The 17,554-nt window shown below is 73.6% G+C and carries 18 protein-coding genes; 5 read left to right on the top strand and 13 right to left on the bottom strand.

Annotated features, from left to right (window positions below; translation table 11 throughout):
- Positions 1-23: 23 nt before the first annotated feature.
- Positions 24-950, bottom strand: a complete 927-nt coding sequence (locus tag NLU66_RS11385) for a LysR family transcriptional regulator (RefSeq protein ID WP_259359802.1) — start codon at positions 948-950, stop codon at positions 24-26.
- A gap of 92 nt (positions 951-1,042) precedes the next feature.
- On the opposite strand from NLU66_RS11385, the gene NLU66_RS11380 reads away from it, so the two are divergent.
- On the top strand, positions 1,043-2,077 hold the full coding sequence (locus tag NLU66_RS11380; protein ID WP_259359801.1) for an EamA family transporter: 1,035 nt from the start codon (positions 1,043-1,045) through the stop codon (positions 2,075-2,077).
- 71 nt (positions 2,078-2,148) lie between these two features.
- Here the strand turns inward: NLU66_RS11380 and leuA are convergent, their stop codons facing one another.
- The 6 genes from leuA to NLU66_RS11350 all read right to left on the bottom strand — a co-directional run bounded on the left by leuA (position 2,149) and on the right by NLU66_RS11350 (position 8,386).
- Positions 2,149-3,972, bottom strand: coding sequence for a 2-isopropylmalate synthase (leuA, locus tag NLU66_RS11375; protein WP_259359800.1), 1,824 nt, complete (start codon positions 3,970-3,972; stop codon positions 2,149-2,151).
- Positions 3,973-4,189: 217 nt separating this feature from the next.
- The gene (gene era, locus NLU66_RS11370) at positions 4,190-5,167 is read right to left on the bottom strand and encodes a GTPase Era (protein WP_259359799.1); all 978 of its coding nucleotides are present in this window, start codon (positions 5,165-5,167) and stop codon (positions 4,190-4,192) included.
- Positions 5,157-6,479 (bottom strand): hemolysin family protein, encoded by a 1,323-nt coding sequence (locus NLU66_RS11365; protein ID WP_259359798.1) that lies wholly within the window; start codon positions 6,477-6,479, stop codon positions 5,157-5,159. Before NLU66_RS11365 ends, era begins: the two co-directional genes overlap by 11 nt.
- Positions 6,480-6,495: 16 nt before the next feature.
- Positions 6,496-6,957 (bottom strand): rRNA maturation RNase YbeY, encoded by a 462-nt coding sequence (gene ybeY / locus NLU66_RS11360; protein ID WP_137770695.1) that lies wholly within the window; start codon positions 6,955-6,957, stop codon positions 6,496-6,498.
- Positions 6,954-8,015: a PhoH family protein gene (locus tag NLU66_RS11355; protein ID WP_259359797.1), complete on the bottom strand. Its 1,062-nt coding sequence runs from the start codon at positions 8,013-8,015 to the stop codon at positions 6,954-6,956. Before NLU66_RS11355 ends, ybeY begins: the two co-directional genes overlap by 4 nt.
- Complete coding sequence (locus NLU66_RS11350) at positions 8,012-8,386, bottom strand: histidine triad nucleotide-binding protein (RefSeq protein ID WP_259359796.1); 375 nt, start codon at positions 8,384-8,386, stop codon at positions 8,012-8,014. Before NLU66_RS11350 ends, NLU66_RS11355 begins: the two co-directional genes overlap by 4 nt.
- Positions 8,387-8,461: 75 nt before the next feature.
- Between NLU66_RS11350 and NLU66_RS11345 the strand changes: the two genes are divergently transcribed.
- Complete coding sequence (locus NLU66_RS11345) at positions 8,462-9,007, top strand: NADPH-dependent FMN reductase (protein WP_259359795.1); 546 nt, start codon at positions 8,462-8,464, stop codon at positions 9,005-9,007.
- Positions 9,008-9,066: 59 nt separating this feature from the next.
- On the opposite strand, the gene NLU66_RS11340 is transcribed toward NLU66_RS11345, so the two are convergent.
- The 6 genes from NLU66_RS11340 to hrcA all read right to left on the bottom strand — a co-directional run bounded on the left by NLU66_RS11340 (position 9,067) and on the right by hrcA (position 14,953).
- Positions 9,067-9,936 carry an ABC transporter permease gene (locus tag NLU66_RS11340; RefSeq protein WP_259359794.1) on the bottom strand — a complete coding sequence of 290 codons (870 nt, stop codon included), beginning with the start codon at positions 9,934-9,936 and terminating at the stop codon, positions 9,067-9,069.
- Positions 9,929-10,798, bottom strand: coding sequence for an ABC transporter permease (locus tag NLU66_RS11335; protein ID WP_259359793.1), 870 nt, complete (start codon positions 10,796-10,798; stop codon positions 9,929-9,931). The genes NLU66_RS11340 and NLU66_RS11335 overlap by 8 nt, the downstream gene beginning before the upstream one ends.
- Positions 10,795-11,790 (bottom strand): ABC transporter ATP-binding protein, encoded by a 996-nt coding sequence (locus NLU66_RS11330; protein ID WP_259359792.1) that lies wholly within the window; start codon positions 11,788-11,790, stop codon positions 10,795-10,797. Before NLU66_RS11330 ends, NLU66_RS11335 begins: the two co-directional genes overlap by 4 nt.
- 123 nt (positions 11,791-11,913) lie before the next feature.
- Entirely contained in the window at positions 11,914-12,708 is a 795-nt protein-coding gene (locus NLU66_RS11325; RefSeq protein ID WP_259359791.1) for a 16S rRNA (uracil(1498)-N(3))-methyltransferase, read from the bottom strand.
- 45 nt (positions 12,709-12,753) lie between these two features.
- Complete coding sequence (gene dnaJ / locus NLU66_RS11320) at positions 12,754-13,896, bottom strand: molecular chaperone DnaJ (protein WP_259359790.1); 1,143 nt, start codon at positions 13,894-13,896, stop codon at positions 12,754-12,756.
- Positions 13,897-13,942: 46 nt separating this feature from the next.
- The gene (gene hrcA / locus NLU66_RS11315) at positions 13,943-14,953 is read right to left on the bottom strand and encodes a heat-inducible transcriptional repressor HrcA (protein ID WP_259359789.1); all 1,011 of its coding nucleotides are present in this window, start codon (positions 14,951-14,953) and stop codon (positions 13,943-13,945) included.
- Positions 14,954-15,184: 231 nt separating this feature from the next.
- On the opposite strand from hrcA, the gene NLU66_RS11310 reads away from it, so the two are divergent.
- The 3 genes from NLU66_RS11310 (at position 15,185) to NLU66_RS11300 (ending at position 17,531) form a co-directional block, all read left to right on the top strand.
- Positions 15,185-15,697 carry a methylated-DNA--[protein]-cysteine S-methyltransferase gene (locus NLU66_RS11310; RefSeq protein WP_259359788.1) on the top strand — a complete coding sequence of 171 codons (513 nt, stop codon included), beginning with the start codon at positions 15,185-15,187 and terminating at the stop codon, positions 15,695-15,697.
- Positions 15,694-16,551, top strand: coding sequence for a DNA-3-methyladenine glycosylase family protein (locus NLU66_RS11305; protein ID WP_259362581.1), 858 nt, complete (start codon positions 15,694-15,696; stop codon positions 16,549-16,551). The genes NLU66_RS11310 and NLU66_RS11305 overlap by 4 nt, the downstream gene beginning before the upstream one ends.
- Before the next feature lie 86 nt (positions 16,552-16,637).
- Positions 16,638-17,531, top strand: coding sequence for a DUF3097 domain-containing protein (locus tag NLU66_RS11300; protein WP_259359787.1), 894 nt, complete (start codon positions 16,638-16,640; stop codon positions 17,529-17,531).
- Positions 17,532-17,554: the final 23 nt, after the last annotated feature.

The raw sequence follows: 17,554 nt of genomic DNA, 5'->3' as shown, positions 1-17,554 counted from the left end.
AGATCCCCGCCCCGCGCGGGCGCTCAGCCGCCGATCCGGTCCAGACCGGCGAGGTCCCGCGGGCCGGCGCCGGCCTCGAGCAGCGCGGCGCGGAAGGCGAGCAGCGCGGGGTGCCCCGCCGCTCCGGCCCGGGCGGCCGTGTAGAGCGAGCGCTGGGGGTCGCCGGGCAGCCGCACCGGGCGGGTCCCGCCGAGGTGCTCGGAGGCGATGATGCCGGGGACGAAAGCGACGGCGTGGCCGGAGCGCACGAGGTGCACCTGCAGCAGCGGGTCCGGGGTGTCGAAGCGGATCCTCGGCTCGATCCCGGCGGAGCGCAGGTAGGTGCGCTCCCAGTCGCCGGTGCGGGTGTCCTCCGGGTCCAGCGCCCACGGCGCCTCCGCGAGGTCCGCGAGCGTCGCCGGGGCGGACCACGCTCCGGTGCTCGGGAGCACGAGCAGCAGCGGGTCGTCCAGCAGCCCCTCACGGTCCGTGCCGCGCCGCACGACCCGCCGCCCGCCCGGGTAGTCCTCCCCGAGGATCACCTCGAAGCGGTGGGCGAGCAGCCCCTCGTAGGCCTCGTCCACCTCGCGCTGGGCGAGCTCGATCCGGAGGTCCGGATGGCTCTGCTCGAGGATGCTCACCGTCGCGGGGGCCAGGGCGATCATCGGCGTCTGGAAGGAGGCGACGCGCAGCACTCCGCTCGCCTCGCCCTGGGCGAGGGCGAGCTCGGCCTCCGCGGACTCGATGAGCCCGAGCATCTCCTCGGCGCGGCGTGCGAGCTGCATGCCCGCGTCCGTGAGGATGACGCGCCGGCCCGCCTGCTCGAACAGGGTGACCCTGGTCTCCCGCTCCAGGTGGGAGAGCTGCTGGGAGACCGCGGAGGGTGAGAGCGAATGCGTCGCCGCGACGGCCGACATCGTCTCCAGCCTGCGCAGTTCGTGCAGCAGGAACAGTCGGTGCAGGTTCAGCACGGCACGTCCTCTCGTCCATGAAGCATCGCTTCACGGTACACGTCGGGAACATGCGCTGGACCGAAAGGGAGACGAGGCCGCAGAGTGGAGCCGTGACGACCTCCTCCCCCGCTCCCACCACCGCCCTCGGGACGACCCGCGGCGGCTCCGGCGTGCCCCTGACCCCGGTGCTGTTCATCCTCGGCTCGTGCACCTCCCTCCAGTTCGGCGCCGCGCTCGCGACCCGGCTCTTCCCCGAGCTCGGCTCCTGGGGCACGACCGCCCTGCGCCTGGGCATCGCCGCCGTGGTGCTGCTCGTGATCGTGCGCCCGAAGCTGCACCGCTTCACCCGGGAGCAGTGGATCGCCGTGCTCCTGTTCGGCGGGGCGATCGGCGGGATGAACGGCGCCTTCTACGCCTCGATCTCGCGCATCCCGCTCGGCACCGCGGTCGCGATCGAGTTCCTCGGGCCGCTCGCGGTCTCCGCCGTGCTCTCCACCCGCCGCACCGACCTGCTGTGGGTCGTGCTCGCCCTGGGCGGCGTGAGCCTGTTCGGCCTCGAGTCCGCCACCGGCGACACCGCCCTGAACGGGATCGGCGTGCTCTTCGCCCTGATCGCCGCCGTGTTCTGGGGCCTGTACGTGCTCGCGAGCGCACGGGTGGGACGGCTCGTCCCGGGACAGGACGGCCTCGCCGTCGCGATGGCGGTCGGCGCGCTCGTGGTGCTGCCCCTCGGCGCGCCCGGGGCGGTCGCGGGCCTCACGGACCTGCACCTGCTCACGCTCGGCATCGGCACCGCCCTGCTCGCCTCGGTGCTGCCCTACACGCTCGAGCTCGCGGCGCTGCGCCGTCTCCCCCGCCACGTGTTCGGCATCCTGCTGAGCCTCGAGCCCGTCATCGCCCTGCTCGCCGGGGTGCTGCTGATCGGTCAGGGCGCGACGCCCCTGCGCGTCGCCGCGGCGCTGCTCGTGGTCGGCGCGAGCGTGGGCATCACGCTGACCGCCCGCGGCACCGCCGCCGACGAGCCGCAGCCGGTCGACGAGCAGCCCGGCTGGGACCTGCCCACCCCCACCCACGCGACGCTCACCGGGGAGATGCCGGTGGTGCTCCCGGACGCGGAGCTCGCGGAGGACGCCGAGCGGCGCTGAGCAGCAGGACGGCCGCCCGGCGGCGGCGGAGGGGACTCCGCGCCGGCCGGGCGGCCGGTCTGCTCACCCGCTCAGGCGCGGGCGCGGTGCTCGCGGTTCAGCGCGGAGACGATCGCCTCGAGGGACGCGCGGGTGATCGAGCCGTCGATGCCGACGCCCCAGAAGATCCGGTCCCCGATCTCGCACTCGATGTAGGACGCGGCGAGCGAGTCGTCGCCCTCGGTGAGCGCGTGCTCGGCGTAGTCGAGGATCCGCACCGGGATGTGGCGCTCCGCGAGCGCCTTGGTGAAGGCGTCGAGCGGGCCGTTGCCGATGCCGGTGATCTCGTGCTCCTCGCCGTCCACGAGCAGGGTCACGGTGAGACGGTCCTCGCCGTCCCCGGTGGACTCCTGCTGCACGCCGCGGAAGCCGAAGCGGCCCCAGCGACGGCCCGGGTCCGTGGCCGGCAGGTACTCGTCGGTGAACGCGTCCCAGAGCGCCTCGGAGGAGACCTCGCCGCCCTCGGAGTCGGTGCGCTGCTGCACGATCCCGGAGAACTCGATCTGGAGGCGGCGCGGCAGGTCCAGCCCGTGCTCGGTGCGCAGCAGGTAGGCCATGCCGCCCTTGCCGGACTGCGAGTTCACCCGGATCACGGCCTCGTAGGACCGGCCCAGGTCCTTGGGGTCCACGGGCAGGTACGGGACCCGCCACTCGGACTCCTCGAGGGTGCGGCCCGCCGCGGCGGCGTCCGCCTCCATCCGGTCCAGGCCCTTCTTGATCGCGTCCTGGTGGGAGCCGGAGAACGCCGTGAACACGAGGTCGCCGCCGTAGGGGCTGCGCTCGGGCACCGGCATCTGGTTGCAGTGCTCGACGGTGCGGCGCACCTCGTCGAGGTCGGAGAAGTCGATCTGCGGGTCGATGCCCTGGCTGAACAGGTTCAGGCCCAGGGTCACGAGGTCCACGTTGCCGGTGCGCTCACCGTTGCCGAACAGGCAGCCCTCGATGCGGTCCGCGCCCGCGAGGTAGCCGAGCTCCGCCGCCGCGACGCCGGTGCCGCGGTCGTTGTGCGGGTGCAGCGACAGCACGATCGAGTCACGGCGGTCCAGGTGGCGGTGCATCCACTCGATCGAGTCGGCGTAGACGTTCGGGGTCGCCATCTCGACGGTCGCCGGGAGGTTGATGATCATCTTGTCCTCGGGCGTGGGCTTCACGATCTCGATGACCGCGTTGCACACGCGCACGGCGTACTCGAGCTCGGTGCCCGTGTAGGACTCCGGGGAGTACTCGTAGGTGATCTCCGTGTCCGGGATCGTCTCCTCGTACTTCTTGCACAGCAGGGCACCCTGGACGGCGATGTCGAGGATGCCGTCCTCGTCGGCGCGGAAGACGACGTCCCGCTGCACGATCGACGTCGAGTTGTACAGGTGCACCACCGCGCGGCGCGCCCCCGCGAGAGCCTGGTAGGTGCGCTCGATGAGGTGCTCGCGGGACTGGGTGAGCACCTGGATGGAGACGTCCTCCGGGATCCGGTCCTCCTCGATGAGGGTGCGCACGAAGTCGAAGTCGGTCTGGCTCGCGGAGGGGAAGCCGACCTCGATCTCCTTGTAGCCCATCTGCACGAGCAGCTCGAACATCCGCAGCTTGCGCTGGGCGTTCATGGGGTCGATGAGGGCCTGGTTGCCGTCGCGCAGGTCCACGGCGCACCAGCGGGGCGCGCGGGTGATGCGGCGGGAGGGCCAGGTGCGGTCCGGGAGGTCCACGGCGATCTGCTCGTGGAACGGCCGGTAGCGGTGCACGGGCATGCCGGAGGGCTGCTGGGGGGTGTCGCCGCGGGGGCCGACGACGGGGACCGAGGGGTCCAGGGTCGCGGGCACGGCGGCGACGACGGGGGTGGTGGTGGAGCTGGGGGTGGTCATCGATGATCCTTCACGAGACGGGGAGCCGAACGCCGGGGCACGACATCAGCCGCGGCGGGGTTCCGGCCGTCAGGCCCCGTCGCGGCGGAGAAGCAGGAGCATCGATCCACGCACGCGGTCACCGTAGCACCGCCGCCGCGGCGCCCCGGCCGCGGTCGCGATGCGAGACGGCGCGAGCCCTTGCGGGCCGCCGGCTCGGCGCGGATCGCGCCGCGGATCAGAAGCCGAGCCTGCCGAGCTGCTTGGGGTCGCGCTGCCACTCCTTGGCGACCTTGACCCGCAGGTCGAGGTGCACCTTGCGACCCAGCAGGCGGTTGATCTCCCCGCGGGCCGTCGAGCCGACCTCCTTCAGCCGCGAGCCGCCGCGGCCGATGATGATGCCCTTCTGGCTGTCGCGCTCGACGAAGAGGCTCGCCCGCACCACGAGCCGGCCCTCCCCCGGGGCGACCTCGGCGAAGGGGTCGTCGGGGTCGGTCTCCACGACCTCCTCGACGACGACGGCGATCGAGTGCGGGAGCTCGTCGCGCACGCCCTCGAGCGCCGCCTCGCGGATCAGCTCGGAGATGCGGTCGTCGCGGGACTCCTCGGTGAGCTGGTCGTCGGGGTAGAGCTGGGGTCCCTCCGGGAGCAGTCCGGCGATCACCTGCAGCAGCAGGTCCACCTGCTCGCCGGTGACGGCGCTGATCGGGACGATCTCGTCGACGTCGAGCAGGGAGTCGACCGCGAGCAGGTGCTCGGCGAGCTGGTCGCGGGTCACGAGGTCCGTCTTCGTGACGACGGCGACGACCTTGGGGCCGCGCCGGCCCGAGCGCATCTCCGCGAGGTCCTCCGCGATGAAGCGGTCGCCGGGGCCGATCTTCTGATCGGCGGGGAGGCAGAAGCCCACGACGTCCACCTCGCCGAGCGTCTCCCGGACGAGGTCGTTCAGCCGCTCGCCGAGGAGCGTGCGGGGGCGGTGCACCCCCGGGGTGTCCACGAGGATGATCTGCGCGTCCTCGCGCGTGACGATGCCGCGGATCGCGCGGCGCGTGGTCTGCGGCTTCGAGGAGGTGATCGCGACCTTCTCGCCCACGAGCGCGTTGGTGAGCGTCGACTTGCCGACGTTCGGCCGGCCGACGAGGGCGACGAAGCCCGCGCGATGCTCGGCGGGGGCCGCCGGATCGGAAGGATCGGGGGCAGGGGTCTCAGCGGTCATCGGGATCCTCCGGAGGGGACGGGTGGTGGTCATCGCCCGGGCGCGGGGCCCGCGAGACGAGAAGGGTGGAGAGGCGCTTGCGGCGCCCGGAGGTGGCCTCCGCCTCGAGCCGCAGGCCGTGGGCCTCGCCCGAGGAGCCGACGATCGGGACCTGGCCGAGGACCTTGCCGAGCAGACCGCCGACGCTGTCGACGTCGTCGTCCTCGATGTCCAGGCCGAAGTTCTCGCCGACCTCGCCGACGCCGGCACGGGCCGGGACCCGGAACACGCCGGGCGCGACCTCCTCGATCTCGGGCTCGACGCGGTCGTGCTCGTCGGCGATCTCGCCCACGATCTCCTCGACGATGTCCTCGATCGTGACGATCCCGGAGACGCCGCCGTACTCGTCGACGACGATCGAGATGTGCACACGGCTCGCCTGCATCTGCCGCAGGACCTCGTCCGCGGGGACGAACTCGGGCACGAAGCGGGCCGGTCGCATGATCTCGGAGACGGGTCGGCCGGGCCGGGGGTCGCGCGGCGCGTGGATCGTGCGCATGACGTCCTTGACGTAGAGCATGCCGCGCAGGTCGTCGACGTCGTCCCCCACGACGGGGACGCGGGAGAAGCCGGAGCGCACGAACAGCCGCATGGCGGCCTCCGCCGTGCCGTCGGCCGGGACGGTGACCATGTCCGTGCGCGGCACCATGAGCTCGCGCACCATGGTCCCGCCGAGCTCGAAGACGCCGTGGATCATCGAGCGCTCGTCGGAGCGCAGGTGCTCGTTCTCGAGCGCGCGGTCCACCCCGCGGCGGGCCGCGGCGGCGGCCTCGTACGGGTCCTCCGCGACGCCCGGGGTCACGGTCGCCCCGATCCGCAGCAGCGCCCCGGCGACCGGCCAGAGCAGCACGCGGGCGGCGGCGGTCGCGTGCCGGGTCGAGACGATGACCCGGGCGGAGCGGCGCCGGCCCACGGTGCGGCCCGCGACGGAGGCGGCGCAGAACAGCACGATCGCACTGCCCAGCACGCCGATGACCAGCGGGAGCACCCAGCCGTCGAGCACGAGCACGAGCGCGGCCGTCGCAGCGCCGGTCGCGAGGGTCTCGCCGAGCACGGTGCCGATGCCCACGGAGGCGAGGGTGCGCCCGGCGTCCTCGTACTGGCGGCGCACCTGCGCGGCGGCCTCGGCGGGCCGCTCCTCGAGGGCGCCGGTGACGTCCTGACGGGTGACGGAGCGGTGCGCGGAGTCCGCGGCGGCGAGCACCGCGGCGACGACGGCGCCGAGGACCGCCAGGGCGGCGAGGGCGAGCGGGGTGAGGAGATCCGCGGTCATGGGGTGGGCGGGGTCCTCAGGATCCGGGCCGGGAGGCGAGGAAGGTGAGCAGCAGGGTGCGCTGCAGGTCGAACATGACCTTGCGCTCCTCCGCCTCCATGTGGTCGTAGCCCAGCAGGTGCAGGATCGAGTGCACGGTGAGCAGGAGCAGCTCCTCGACGGTGCTGTGGCCCGCCTCCGCCGCCTGCTTCGCGGCGACCGAGGGGCACAGCACGACGTCGCCGAGCAGCCCCTCGGGCGCCGGGTGCTCCGCGGAGCCGGGGGTGAGCTCGTCCATGGGGAAGCTCATGACGTCGGTGGGGCCGGGGAGGTCCAGCCACTGCACGTGCAGCCGCTCCATGGCCTGCTCGTCGATGAGGATGATGGACAGCTCGGTCGCCGGGTGCAGGTGCATCGACTCGAAGACGAAGCGGGCGAGCTCGACGAACTCGGTCTCCTCGACGACGGCGGTGGTCTCGTTGCGCACCTCGATGCTCATCGCGGGCCGCCCTTCCCGCCGCGGTGGCGGGAGTCGCGGTTCCCGCCCGGGCCGATCTCCCAGCGCCCGTAGGCCTCGACGATGTCGCTCACGAGACGGTGGCGCACCACGTCCCGCGGGGAGAGGTGGCAGAAGGAGATGTCCTCGACGCCCTGGAGCACCTGCTCGACCACCCGCAGGCCTGACTTGTGGCCGCTCGGGAGGTCCACCTGGGTGACGTCACCGGTGACGACCATGGTCGAGTTGAAGCCGAGGCGGGTGAGGAACATCTTCATCTGCTCGGGCGTCGTGTTCTGCGCCTCGTCGAGGATGATGAACGCGTCGTTCAGGGTGCGCCCGCGCATGTAGGCGAGCGGGGCGACCTCGATCGTGCCGGCGCCCATGAGCCGCGGGATCGACTCGGGGTCGAGCATGTCGTGCAGGGCGTCGTACAGCGGCCGCAGGTACGGGTCGATCTTCTCGTTGAGCCCGCCGGGCAGGAAGCCCAGCCGCTCCCCCGCCTCGACCGCGGGGCGGGTGAGGATGATCCGCTGCACGCGCTGCGAGAGCAGCTGCTGGACCGCCATCGCGACGGCGAGGTAGGTCTTGCCGGTGCCCGCGGGACCGATGCCGAAGGTGATCGTCGAGGTGTCGATCGCCTCGATGTACTCGCGCTGGCCGAGGGTCTTGGGGCGGATGCTCTTGCCGCGCGAGGAGAGGATCGTGCGGGAGAGGACCCGCTCGAGCTGCTCGCCCTGGGCGCGCTCGTCGCCGTAGAGCGCGGCCGCACGCTGCACGGCCTCCGCGGTGACGGCCTGGCCGGTCGCGGCGAGCTCGATGAGGCTGCGCATGATGTGCTCGCTGCGGCGCAGCGCGTCGCCGGTGCCGCGCAGGGTCACCTGGTGGCCGCGCACGTGGACGTCGGTCCCGGGGACGGCGTCCTCGAGGGCGGCGAGGGCCTGGTCGTTCTCGCCCAGCACCTGGAAGGGGCTGAGGTGGTCGGGGATCGCGAGCCGCCGCTCCTGCACCTCGGGGGTGGTGCCGGGGGGCGGGGTGAGTCCATCGGTCGAGCTGGTCACATCGCTCCTTCTGCGAGCGTCCCGCCCGCGAGGACGTGCGCGTGCACGTGGAAGACGGTCTGGCCGGCGTTCTCGCCGGTGTTGAAGATCAGGCGGAAGTCCCCGTCGTCGGTGTGCTCGGCGGCGACGCGGCCGGCGACCTCGGCGACATGGGCGAGCAGGGCGGGCTCCGCGGCGAGCTCGCGGATGTCGCGCGAGTGCGCCCGCGGCACGACGAGCACGTGCAGGGGCGCCTTGGGGCTCAGGTCGCGGAACGCGATCACGGAGTCGTCCTCGTGGACGCGGTCCGAGGGGATCTCGCCGGCGACGATCCGACAGAAGACGCAGTCCGGGTCGGCGTGCGGGGCGGCACCGGGGGTCGGGGAGCTCATGCCCCCGAGTCTACGCGTGACGCAGCTCGCGCCGGATCCGGGAAGAGACGAGGCCGCCCCGGAGTTCTGGTCACCATGACAAAGCTCGGAATCCTCGTCTCCAGCGCCCGCCCGAACCGGGTCTCCGACTCCGTCACCCAGTGGGTGCGCGAGTCCGTCCCGGCCGACGTCGAGATCGACCTCATCGATCTTGCCGCCGAGGTGCTCCCCGCCTTCGACGAGCCCCACGCCCCGAAGTCCGGCGCCCGCCCCACCACCGCCCACGGTCAGGCCTGGGCCGAGCGGATCGGCGCCCTCGACGCGATCGTGATCGTCACCCCGCAGTACAACGGCTCCTACACCGGCGCGCTCAAGAACGCCGTGGACTGGCTGTACACCGAGTGGGCCGAGCTGCCCACCGTGATCGTCGGCTACGGCTGGATGGACGCCGCCGAGGTGCTCGGCCACCTGGGCGCCCTCATGCGCCGCGTGGGTGCGGACGTCGTCGCCGAGATCGGCCTCGGCTTCGGTGAGGACCTCTCCGTGGAGGGCGAGATCACCGCCCGCGAGGAGAAGGCCGCCGCGCTCACCGCCGGCCTCGAGGCCGCGACCGCGAAGGCCCTGCAGGCCGCCGCCGTCTGACCGCGACTCCCCCACCACCCCGGACCCCGCCGGCCGCGAGCCGACGGGGTCCTGTGCGCTCAGTGGCCGGGACTCGTGTAGTGCCGGGAGAGCCGGGTGAACACGGCGACGCCGAGCACCAGCAGGAGCGGTCCGGCGAGCGGCGAGAGCTGGGCGATCCAGGTGGGCACGAGGAGCTCCTCGGTCCTGCCGAGCAGGACGGTCGCGGGAAGGTACGCCATGAAGGCGAGCGGCAGCACCGCGGTGAGCAGCCACGTGCCCGCGGCCCCGAAGATCGTCATCGGGAAGGCGCCGAAGTCCGTCAGCACCCGGTCCACGGTGTCCTTGACGCGGGTCGTCGGACCCAGCACGAAGTCGAGCCCCGAGATGCCGATCTGGAGCCCCGCCTCGACGAGCCCGCCGCCCACCACGGCGGCGGCCACGTAGAGCACCGCGAGCGGTGTCCAGGTGATCGGCGTGTGCGGGGCCGCGGCGACGAGGATCGCGAGCCCCAGCACGAGGTCGCCCAGGGTGCCCGGGTTGAAGATCCGGGTGAGCAGCTGCAGCAGCGGCGGCACGGGCCGCAGCAGGAACCGGTCCCAGTCCCCCTCCCGCACCACGATCGCGCTCGCCCGGTGCTGGCCGAAGTTCACCGTGCACACGCCGTGCGCCGTGAGCCGGAGGCCGTAGAGGAAGGCGACCTCGGAGACGTCCCAGCCGGCGATCGCGCCGAAGGCTCCGAGCAGGACGCCGATGAAGGCGAGCTGCGTGCCCTGGAGGGCGGCGCTGCCGAGGAAGATCAGGACGAGGTTCGCGCGGTGCGCGCGCAGGCTCCGCCAGGCGGCGCCGAGCAGCACCGTGTAGCCGCGCAGCAGCGGCACGGGCCGTGCGAGGGAGCGCCTCCCCTCGGCGTGCGGGGCGCCGGCCGGACCGGCGATCGTCTCAGCCACCGAAGACCACCAGCCTCCGCACCGCACGTCGCCACACGAGCGCGCACACCACGGCGAGCACGAGCACCCACAGCACCTGCAGGGCGAGCGACCCCAGCGTGTGCCATCCGGGGTCGCGGTCCACGTAGATCGAGAGCGGCACGAAGATCTGCGCAGAGAACGGCAGTCCCGTGAGGATCCCGGAGAGCCAGCCCGGCATGAACCACAGCGGGATCAGCGCCCCGGAGGAGAACTGCGCGAGCATCCGGTAGATGAGGAAGGCGCCGCCCACCTCGAGCGTCCAGAAGCCCGCGAGGCCCACGAGGAAGTTCATGAGCAGGGCGATCGTGAAGCCGAGCAGCAGCGAGGGCACCGCCGCCACGCCGGAGAGCACGCTCCCGGGCGGGGCGATCGCGCCCGTCACGAGCCCTGCCACGAGCGCCGTGACCACCGCGGGGAGCTGCCCCACGGATCCGCCCACCTGCCGGGCGAGGGCGAGCGGCGCGGCGGAGACCGGCCGCATGACGTCGAAGGCGATCGCCCCGGTGCGCAGGCGGCCGATCATCGCGTCGAACATGAAGGGCTGGAACAGCGCGGTGGTGAGCACGCCGAGCACCGCATAGGTGACGGCATCGGTGCGGTCCACCCCGGCGACGGCCTCCCGCTGCCCGTAGACCGCCGTCCAGACCAGGTGCACGAGCACGACCTGCAGCACGCAGCCCACGATCCCGGTCCACGTGGAGGCGCGGAAGGCGAACTGCGCGCGGGCCGCATGGCCGATCGAGGCGAGCAGGCCGTCCACCATGAGGGCGGGACCCGTGCGTCCCGCGGCGTCGCCTGCCGCGCGGCCCCCGGGCCCGCCGGTCCCCTGGGCGGCGGTCATCGCGCGGAGCCGTGCTCGGTGTAGATCCGTCGGATCACGTGCTCGACGTCGGGCTCCCGCGAGGCGAGGTCCGTGACCTCGAGGGCGGCGGTGAGGCGGCTGATGGCCTCCGGGGCCCGCAGCTGCGCGGGATCGAAGCGGTACGTGCCGCGCTGCTCCTCGCCGTCGGCCACCACCTCGTGGAGCGTGAGGCCCGGGATCTCCTGCCGCGCGTCGATCCGTGCCGCCCGCACGACGATCTCGCGGAAGGGCGCGTACTCCGATCGCAGCCGCGCGAGGTCCCCCTCGTAGACGATGCGCCCGGTGTCGATGATGACGACCCGGTGGGCGAGCGCCTCGACGTCGGCGATGTCGTGGGTCGTGAGCAGCACCGTGGTCCCCTCGGAGCGGTTCAGCTCGGTGATGAACTCCCGGATCCGGGCCTTCGCGACGACGTCGAGGCCGACGGTCGGCTCGTCGAGGTAGAGCACCGGCGGGTGGTAGAGCATCGCCGCGACGAGGTCCCCGCGCATCCGCTGGCCGAGCGAGAGCGAGCGCACGGGCGTGTCGAGGAAGGGCCCCATGTCCAGGAGGTCGACGAAGCCGTCGAGGGTGCGGCGGTAGACGGTGCTCTCGATCCCGTAGAGCCGGGAGACGAGGTCGAAGGACTCCCGCAGCGGGAGGTCCGTCCACAGCTGGCTGCGCTGGCCGAAGACGGCGCCGATCGTGCGGGCGTTCGCCCGGCGGTCCTTCCAGGGGACGATCCCCTCGACCTCGACGTGGCCGGAGGTGGGGACGAGCACGCCCGTGAGCATCTTGATGGTGGTGGACTTCCCGGCGCCGTTGGGGCCGAGGTAGCCGACGATCTCGCCGTCGTCGACCCGGAGGGACACGTCGTCGACCGCGCGCACGGTGTCCCGCCGGGTGCTGAGGAAGGAGCGGAGGCCCGCGAAGCGTCCCTCGACGCGGCGGGGACGGTGGAACTCCTTGACGAGGTGCTCGGCGAGGATCACCGGGGACCTCCCGCGGGGCCGGGGACGACGGGTGGGGAGGGACGGTGCACCGGCATGGTCATCGACCCTAGCCGGGGATCGCTCCTCCGGCAGTCGCTTTCCCGATTCCCGCCGGGTCCGGGATCAGCCCCAGCGGCCGACGATCCCGCTGAGCACCGCGAGCGCGGCAGGTCCGGCGGTCGAGGAGCGCAGCACCTCGGGTCCCAGCAGCACGGAGCGGGCGCCCGCAGAGCGGAGCCGGTCGAGCTCGGCGGGGGCGATGCCGCCCTCGGGGCCCACCACCACAACGATCTCGGGGACCTCTCCCCCGGCTCCCCCGGCATCGCGGAGCTCGGCGACGAGCGACATGAGCCCCACGGACTCCTGCTCGTGCAGGACGAGCACGATCCCGCCCGCCGCGGTCGTCACGGCGACCTGCTCGGCGAGGGCGGCGGTGGTGACGGGCTGGTCGACCTCGGGGATGCCCGGTCGCCGGCACTGCTTGACGGCCGCGCGGACGGTGCCCTGCCAGCGGGCGCGGCCCTTGCGCAGCTTCTCCCCCCGCCACACTGAGACGGAGCGCTCCGCGATCCAGGGCACGATGCGGTCCGCGCCGAGCTCGGTCGCGGACTCGACCGCCTGCTCGTCGCGTCCGCCCGTCGCGAGCGCCTGCACGAGGGCGAGCCGCGGGAGCCGCGGGACCGGCGCGCTCGGATCGCCGAGCAGGCGCAGCTCGAGCTGCTCCTTGGCCGCGGCGGTGACCTCGGCGAGGACCTGACGGCCCGGGCCGTCGGTGAGGAGCACCTGCTCCCCCACGCCGATCCGGGCGACCTTCGCGGCGTGGCGGCCCTCCTCGCCGTCGAGGGTGAGCGCGTCACCCTCCGCGGCGCCCTCGAGGGCGTCGTCGAGGATCAGGAATCCGGGGGGCGTGGTGGGCATGTCCGCTCCTGGGGCCGGGATCGGGGGGGCAGCGCGCTGCGCGGCTCAGAGGTCGCGCAGGCGCTCGCGGAGCTTCGCGAACGGGCCGTGCACACGCGGGCTGGGGCGGTCCGCCTCGTCCCCGCGCAGGGCCGCGAACTGCTCGAGCAGATCGCGCTGCTCGTCCGTGAGCGAGGAGGGCACGTCGACGTCGAGCACGACCCGGATGTCGCCGCGGCGCTCCCGGCGCAGCGGGGTGACGCCGAGGCCCTTGAGCACGAACTCCTCGCCGGGCTGGGAGCCGGCGCGGATCTCGACCTGCTGGACGCCGTCGAAGGTCTCGAGCGGGATCGTCGCGCCGAGCGCCGCGGAGGTCATCGGGACCGCGAGGGTCGTCACGAGGTCGTCGCCCGAGCGGGCGAAGGTCTCATGGTCGTTGACCGAGAGCTCGACGAAGAGGTCGCCGGCGGGGCCGCCGGCCTCGCCCACCTCGCCCTCGCCGCGCAGCTGGATACGCGTGCCGGTCTCGACGCCCGAGGGGATGCGGACGGTGACCTCGCGCTGCTGGGAGATCCGGCCGTGGCCGGAGCAGGCCGTGCAGGGCGACTCGATGACGTCGCCGTGGCCCTCGCAGGTGGGGCAGGGCGCCATGGTCACCATCTGACCCAGGAGCGACTGGGCGACGCGCTGCACGTGGCCGGAGCCGTTGCAGGCGGTGCAGCGGGTGGGGCTCGTGCCCGGCTCGCTGCAGGAGCCGTCGCAGCGCTCGCAGAGCACGGCGGTGCGGTAGGAGACCTTCTGCTCGGAGCCGAAGACCACGTCGCGGAGGTCGATCGTGGCGCGGCGCAGCACGTCGCCGCCGCGGCGCCGGCGCGGGATCGGTCCCTGGCCGCGACCGCGGCCGCCCATGCCGGCGGCCCCGGCGAACATGTCGAAGATGTCGCCCATGTCGAAGCCGCCCGCGCCGCCGAAGCCGCCGAATCCGGCGCCGCCCATGCCCGGGCCGCCGCCCATGTCGTACTGGCGACGCTTGTCCTCGTGGGACAGCGTCTCGTAGGCCTGGGAGACCTTCTTGAACTTCTCGGCGGCCTCCGGGTCCGGGTTGACGTCCGGGTGGAGGGAACGGGCGAGCTTCCGGTACGCCTTCTTGATCTCCTCGGTGGTGGCGTCCTTCGAGACGCCGAGGAGCTCGTAGTAGTCGTCGTTCACCTGGTGGGTCCTTGCGTGGTCGGGAGGGGTGCGTTCAGGAGGAGGGTCATGCGAGGAAGCGGGAGACGTAGCGGGCGATCGCCTGCACCGTCGAGATCCCGGTGACGTAGTCCATGCGGGAGGGGCCCAGGATCGCGACGTGCGATCCCGCGCCGTAGCCGGCGCCCACGACCGCGGCCTGGTTGAGCGCCTGGTCGCGCAGCTCGGAGCCGATGCGCACCTCGACCGCGCCCGGGGAGGCGTGCATCTCGGTGAACAGCCGCAGGAGCACGAGCTGCTCCTCGAGCACGTCGAGCAGCGGCTCGACGTCCCGGGAGAAGTCCTCGGCTGAACGGGCGAGGTTCGCGGTGCCGGCCATCATGATCCGGCCCTCGGCGCGGCTCGCCGCGAGCGCGACGAGCGCCTCGGAGACCTCCACGACCGCCGGACGGTCGAGCGGCGGCACGGTCTCGAGCAGCTCCCCGAGCGGGGCGGCGAGATCGGTGACCTCACGGCCCGCGACCGCCCGGTTCAGCGCGTCGCGCATGCCCGCGTAGTGCTCCGCGGAGCGCCCCGGGGTGACGGGGATGGTGCGCTGGTCCACGCGGCCGGACTCGGTGATGAGCACGACGAGCAGCAGGGACTCGGCGACCTTCACGAGCTCCACGTGACGGATGCGGGCCTGCCGGCGCGCCGGGTACTGGACCATGGCGACCTGCTGGGTGAGCTGGGCGAGCAGCCGCACCGTGCGGGCGAGCAGCTCCTCGACGTCGCCGGAGTCCTCGAGCAGCGCCCGGATCGCGCGGCGCTCGGGGGTGGAGAGCGGCTTGATCGCCGCGACGTGGTCGACGAAGGCGCGGTAGCCCTTGTCGGTGGGGACGCGGCCGGCGGAGGTGTGGGGCTGCGTGATGAGCCCCTCCTCCTCGAGGGCGGACATGTCGTTGCGCACGGTCGCGGCGGAGACGCCGAGCTCGTGCCGTTCGAGCAGGGACTTCGAGCCGACGGGCTCGCGGGTCGCGACGTAGTCCTCGACGATCGCGCCGAGGATCTGCAGCTTGCGGGGATCCGTCCCTCTCACCTCCCTGGTCCGTGTTGCGGTGGTGCCGTGCGGCGGCCGTGCTGCGGGTGCCGGAGAGACGCTGGCACCCGGGGCCGCCGAGTGCCAATCCTACGCGTCCCCGGGACCCCTCCCCGGGAGGCGTTCGCCACGGGCGTGCACCCCGGCGGGCGACCGCCTCGCCCGCCCGCCTCACACCTCGGCGCCGGCGGGCGACTACCGTGCATGACGACGGAGATCCAGGAGGTCCCGATGACCGCACGCCATGCCGTCCTGCCGAGCACCCTCGGCCCGCTCACGGCCCTCGCCGAGGGCGACGCGCTCGTGGGCCTCTACTTCCCGGGCCACACCTATCCCTTCACTCCCGGCAGCGGGGGGCCCGAGGTCGCCGCGGGCGAGGATCCCGTGCTCGCCGCGGTCGCGAGTCAGATCGGCGAGTACCTCGACGGGGAGCGCACGGACTTCGACGTGCCCGTCCGCACCGCCGGCGGCGAGTTCTCCGAACGGGTCTGGGCCCGGCTGCGCGAGATCCCGTACGGGACGACCATCACGTACGGCGAGATCGCCCGCGAGCTGGGCGGGCCCGGCCTCGCCCAGCGGGTCGGCCAGGCCGTGGGCCACAACCCGATCAGCATCATCGTCCCCTGCCACCGCGTCGTGGGGGCCGACGGCTCCCTCACCGGCTACGCGGGTGGTCTCGAGCGCAAGCGGGCCCTGCTCGCCCTCGAGGAGCCCTCCGCGGAGGACGGGGCGCGGCTGTTCTGAGCACCGAGATCCTCGTCCCCTCCCGCGGGCCCCTCGACGCCGCCGCGGCGTGGGGCTCCCTCGTGGCGCACACGATCACGGGCCTGGACCACCTCGACCCGTCGCACGGTGCCCAGACCCGCCTCCTCACCGGCCCGGCCGGCCCGGTGCCCGTCACGCTCACCCCGCGGGCGGACGGCATCGCCCTGCGCACCCCCGCCGAGGACCCGGCCGTGCTCGCGGATCTGCAGGCGCAGGTGCGCCGTTGGTTCGACCTCGACGCGGACCTCGCGCCGATCGACGCTCACCTCTCCCGCTCCCCCGTGCTCGCCGCACAGGTCTCCGCGCGGCCCGGGCTGCGGATCACGCGCTACCCGGACCGCTTCGAGGCGGTGGTCCTCATCGTCCTCGGCCAGCAGGTCTCCCTGGCGGCCGGCCGCCTGTTCGGCGCCCGACTGCTCGCGGCGCACGGCGAGGGGACGGCGGCGACGCCCGTCGGCCCGCTGCGCCGGTTCCCTCGTCCTGCGGTGCTCGCCCGGGTCGACCCCGATCGGCTGCGCGACGAGCTCGGCCTCACGCGGTCCCGCACCCGCACCGTGCTCGCGACCGCCGCGCTGTTCGCGGATCTCCCGGACCGGGCGCCGACCTCGGAGGAGCTCGCCGCGGTGCCCGGCATCGGCCCGTGGACCCTCGCCTGCGCCGCGATCCGGGCCGGCACCGATCCGGACGCCTTCCCCGCCTCCGACGCCGTGCTGCGGCGCGCGATGGTCGCCGCGGGCGCGGGTGAGGACCCTGCCGTGGTGGAGAGCTGGCGGCCGTGGCGCAGCTATGCCGCGGTGCGGCTGTGGGCCGGGTCCGGGGCGCACCCCGCCTGAGGCGGCCGCCGTCCCGACCGCCGCTCCGACTGCCACTCCCACCGCCCCAGCGTGGTGCCCCGGAACGGCGCCGATGCCGGTGTACCGTGCCGGGCGTGCCTGCCCCGACCTCGCGATTCCCCGACCGCTACAGCCGAGACGTGCTCGCCTCCGGTCCGCCGTCCCACCACCGCAGCCGCCCCGCCTCCCGGGAGGTGCCGGCCCAGCGCGGCCTCGTCGTCGAGGAGGCCTCGACCGGCTTCACCGGGGCGATCCTGCGGGTCGAGAAGATCGCCGGGGAGACGGTCGTCGAGCTCGAGGACGGCCGCGGCAGGGTCCGCTCCTTCCCGCTGGGGCCCGGCTACATGATCGACGGCAAGCCCGTCGTCCTCACCCGGGCCGTCGCGAGGCAGGCCCCCGCGGGACCCAAGCGCTCCGCGAGCGGCTCCGTCTACGTCGAGGGCGCCCGCGCCCGCACCGCCCGCGCCTCCCGCGTCTGGGTCGAGGGCAAGCACGACGCCGAGCTCGTCCAGAAGGTCTGGGGCCACGACCTGCGCATCGAGGGCGTCGTCGTCGAGCTGCTCGACGGCGCGGACAACCTCGTGGAGCGCATCCGCGAGTTCGGCCCCTCCCCGACCCGCCGCATCGGCGTGCTCGTCGACCACCTCGTGACGGGCTCCAAGGAGACCCGGATCGCGCAGGAGGCGCTCGCGCAGCCCGGGGCCCGCGGCAACGTCCTCGTGCTCGGGCATCCGTACATCGACGTGTGGCAGGCCGTGAAGCCGGCCCGCGTGGGCATCCCCGCCTGGCCGCACGTGCCGCGCGGCACCGACATCAAGGTCGGCACGCTCGCCGCGCTCGGCTGGCCCCACGAGGACCAGGCGGACATCGCCCGCGGCTGGCAGCGCATCCTCGCCACCGTGCGCTCCTACGCCGACGTCGAGCCGACGCTCTCGGGCCGCATCGAGGAGCTCATCGACTTCGTGACCGTCGACTCCTGACCCCCGGCGGTCCCGCGCGCCTG

This window comes from Brachybacterium sp. NBEC-018 (assembly GCF_024860185.1).
Taxonomy (GTDB): domain Bacteria; phylum Actinomycetota; class Actinomycetes; order Actinomycetales; family Dermabacteraceae; genus Brachybacterium; species Brachybacterium rhamnosum.
Note: the sequence above shows the minus strand (reverse complement) of the source record. Positions and strands in the feature narration are given on the sequence as shown.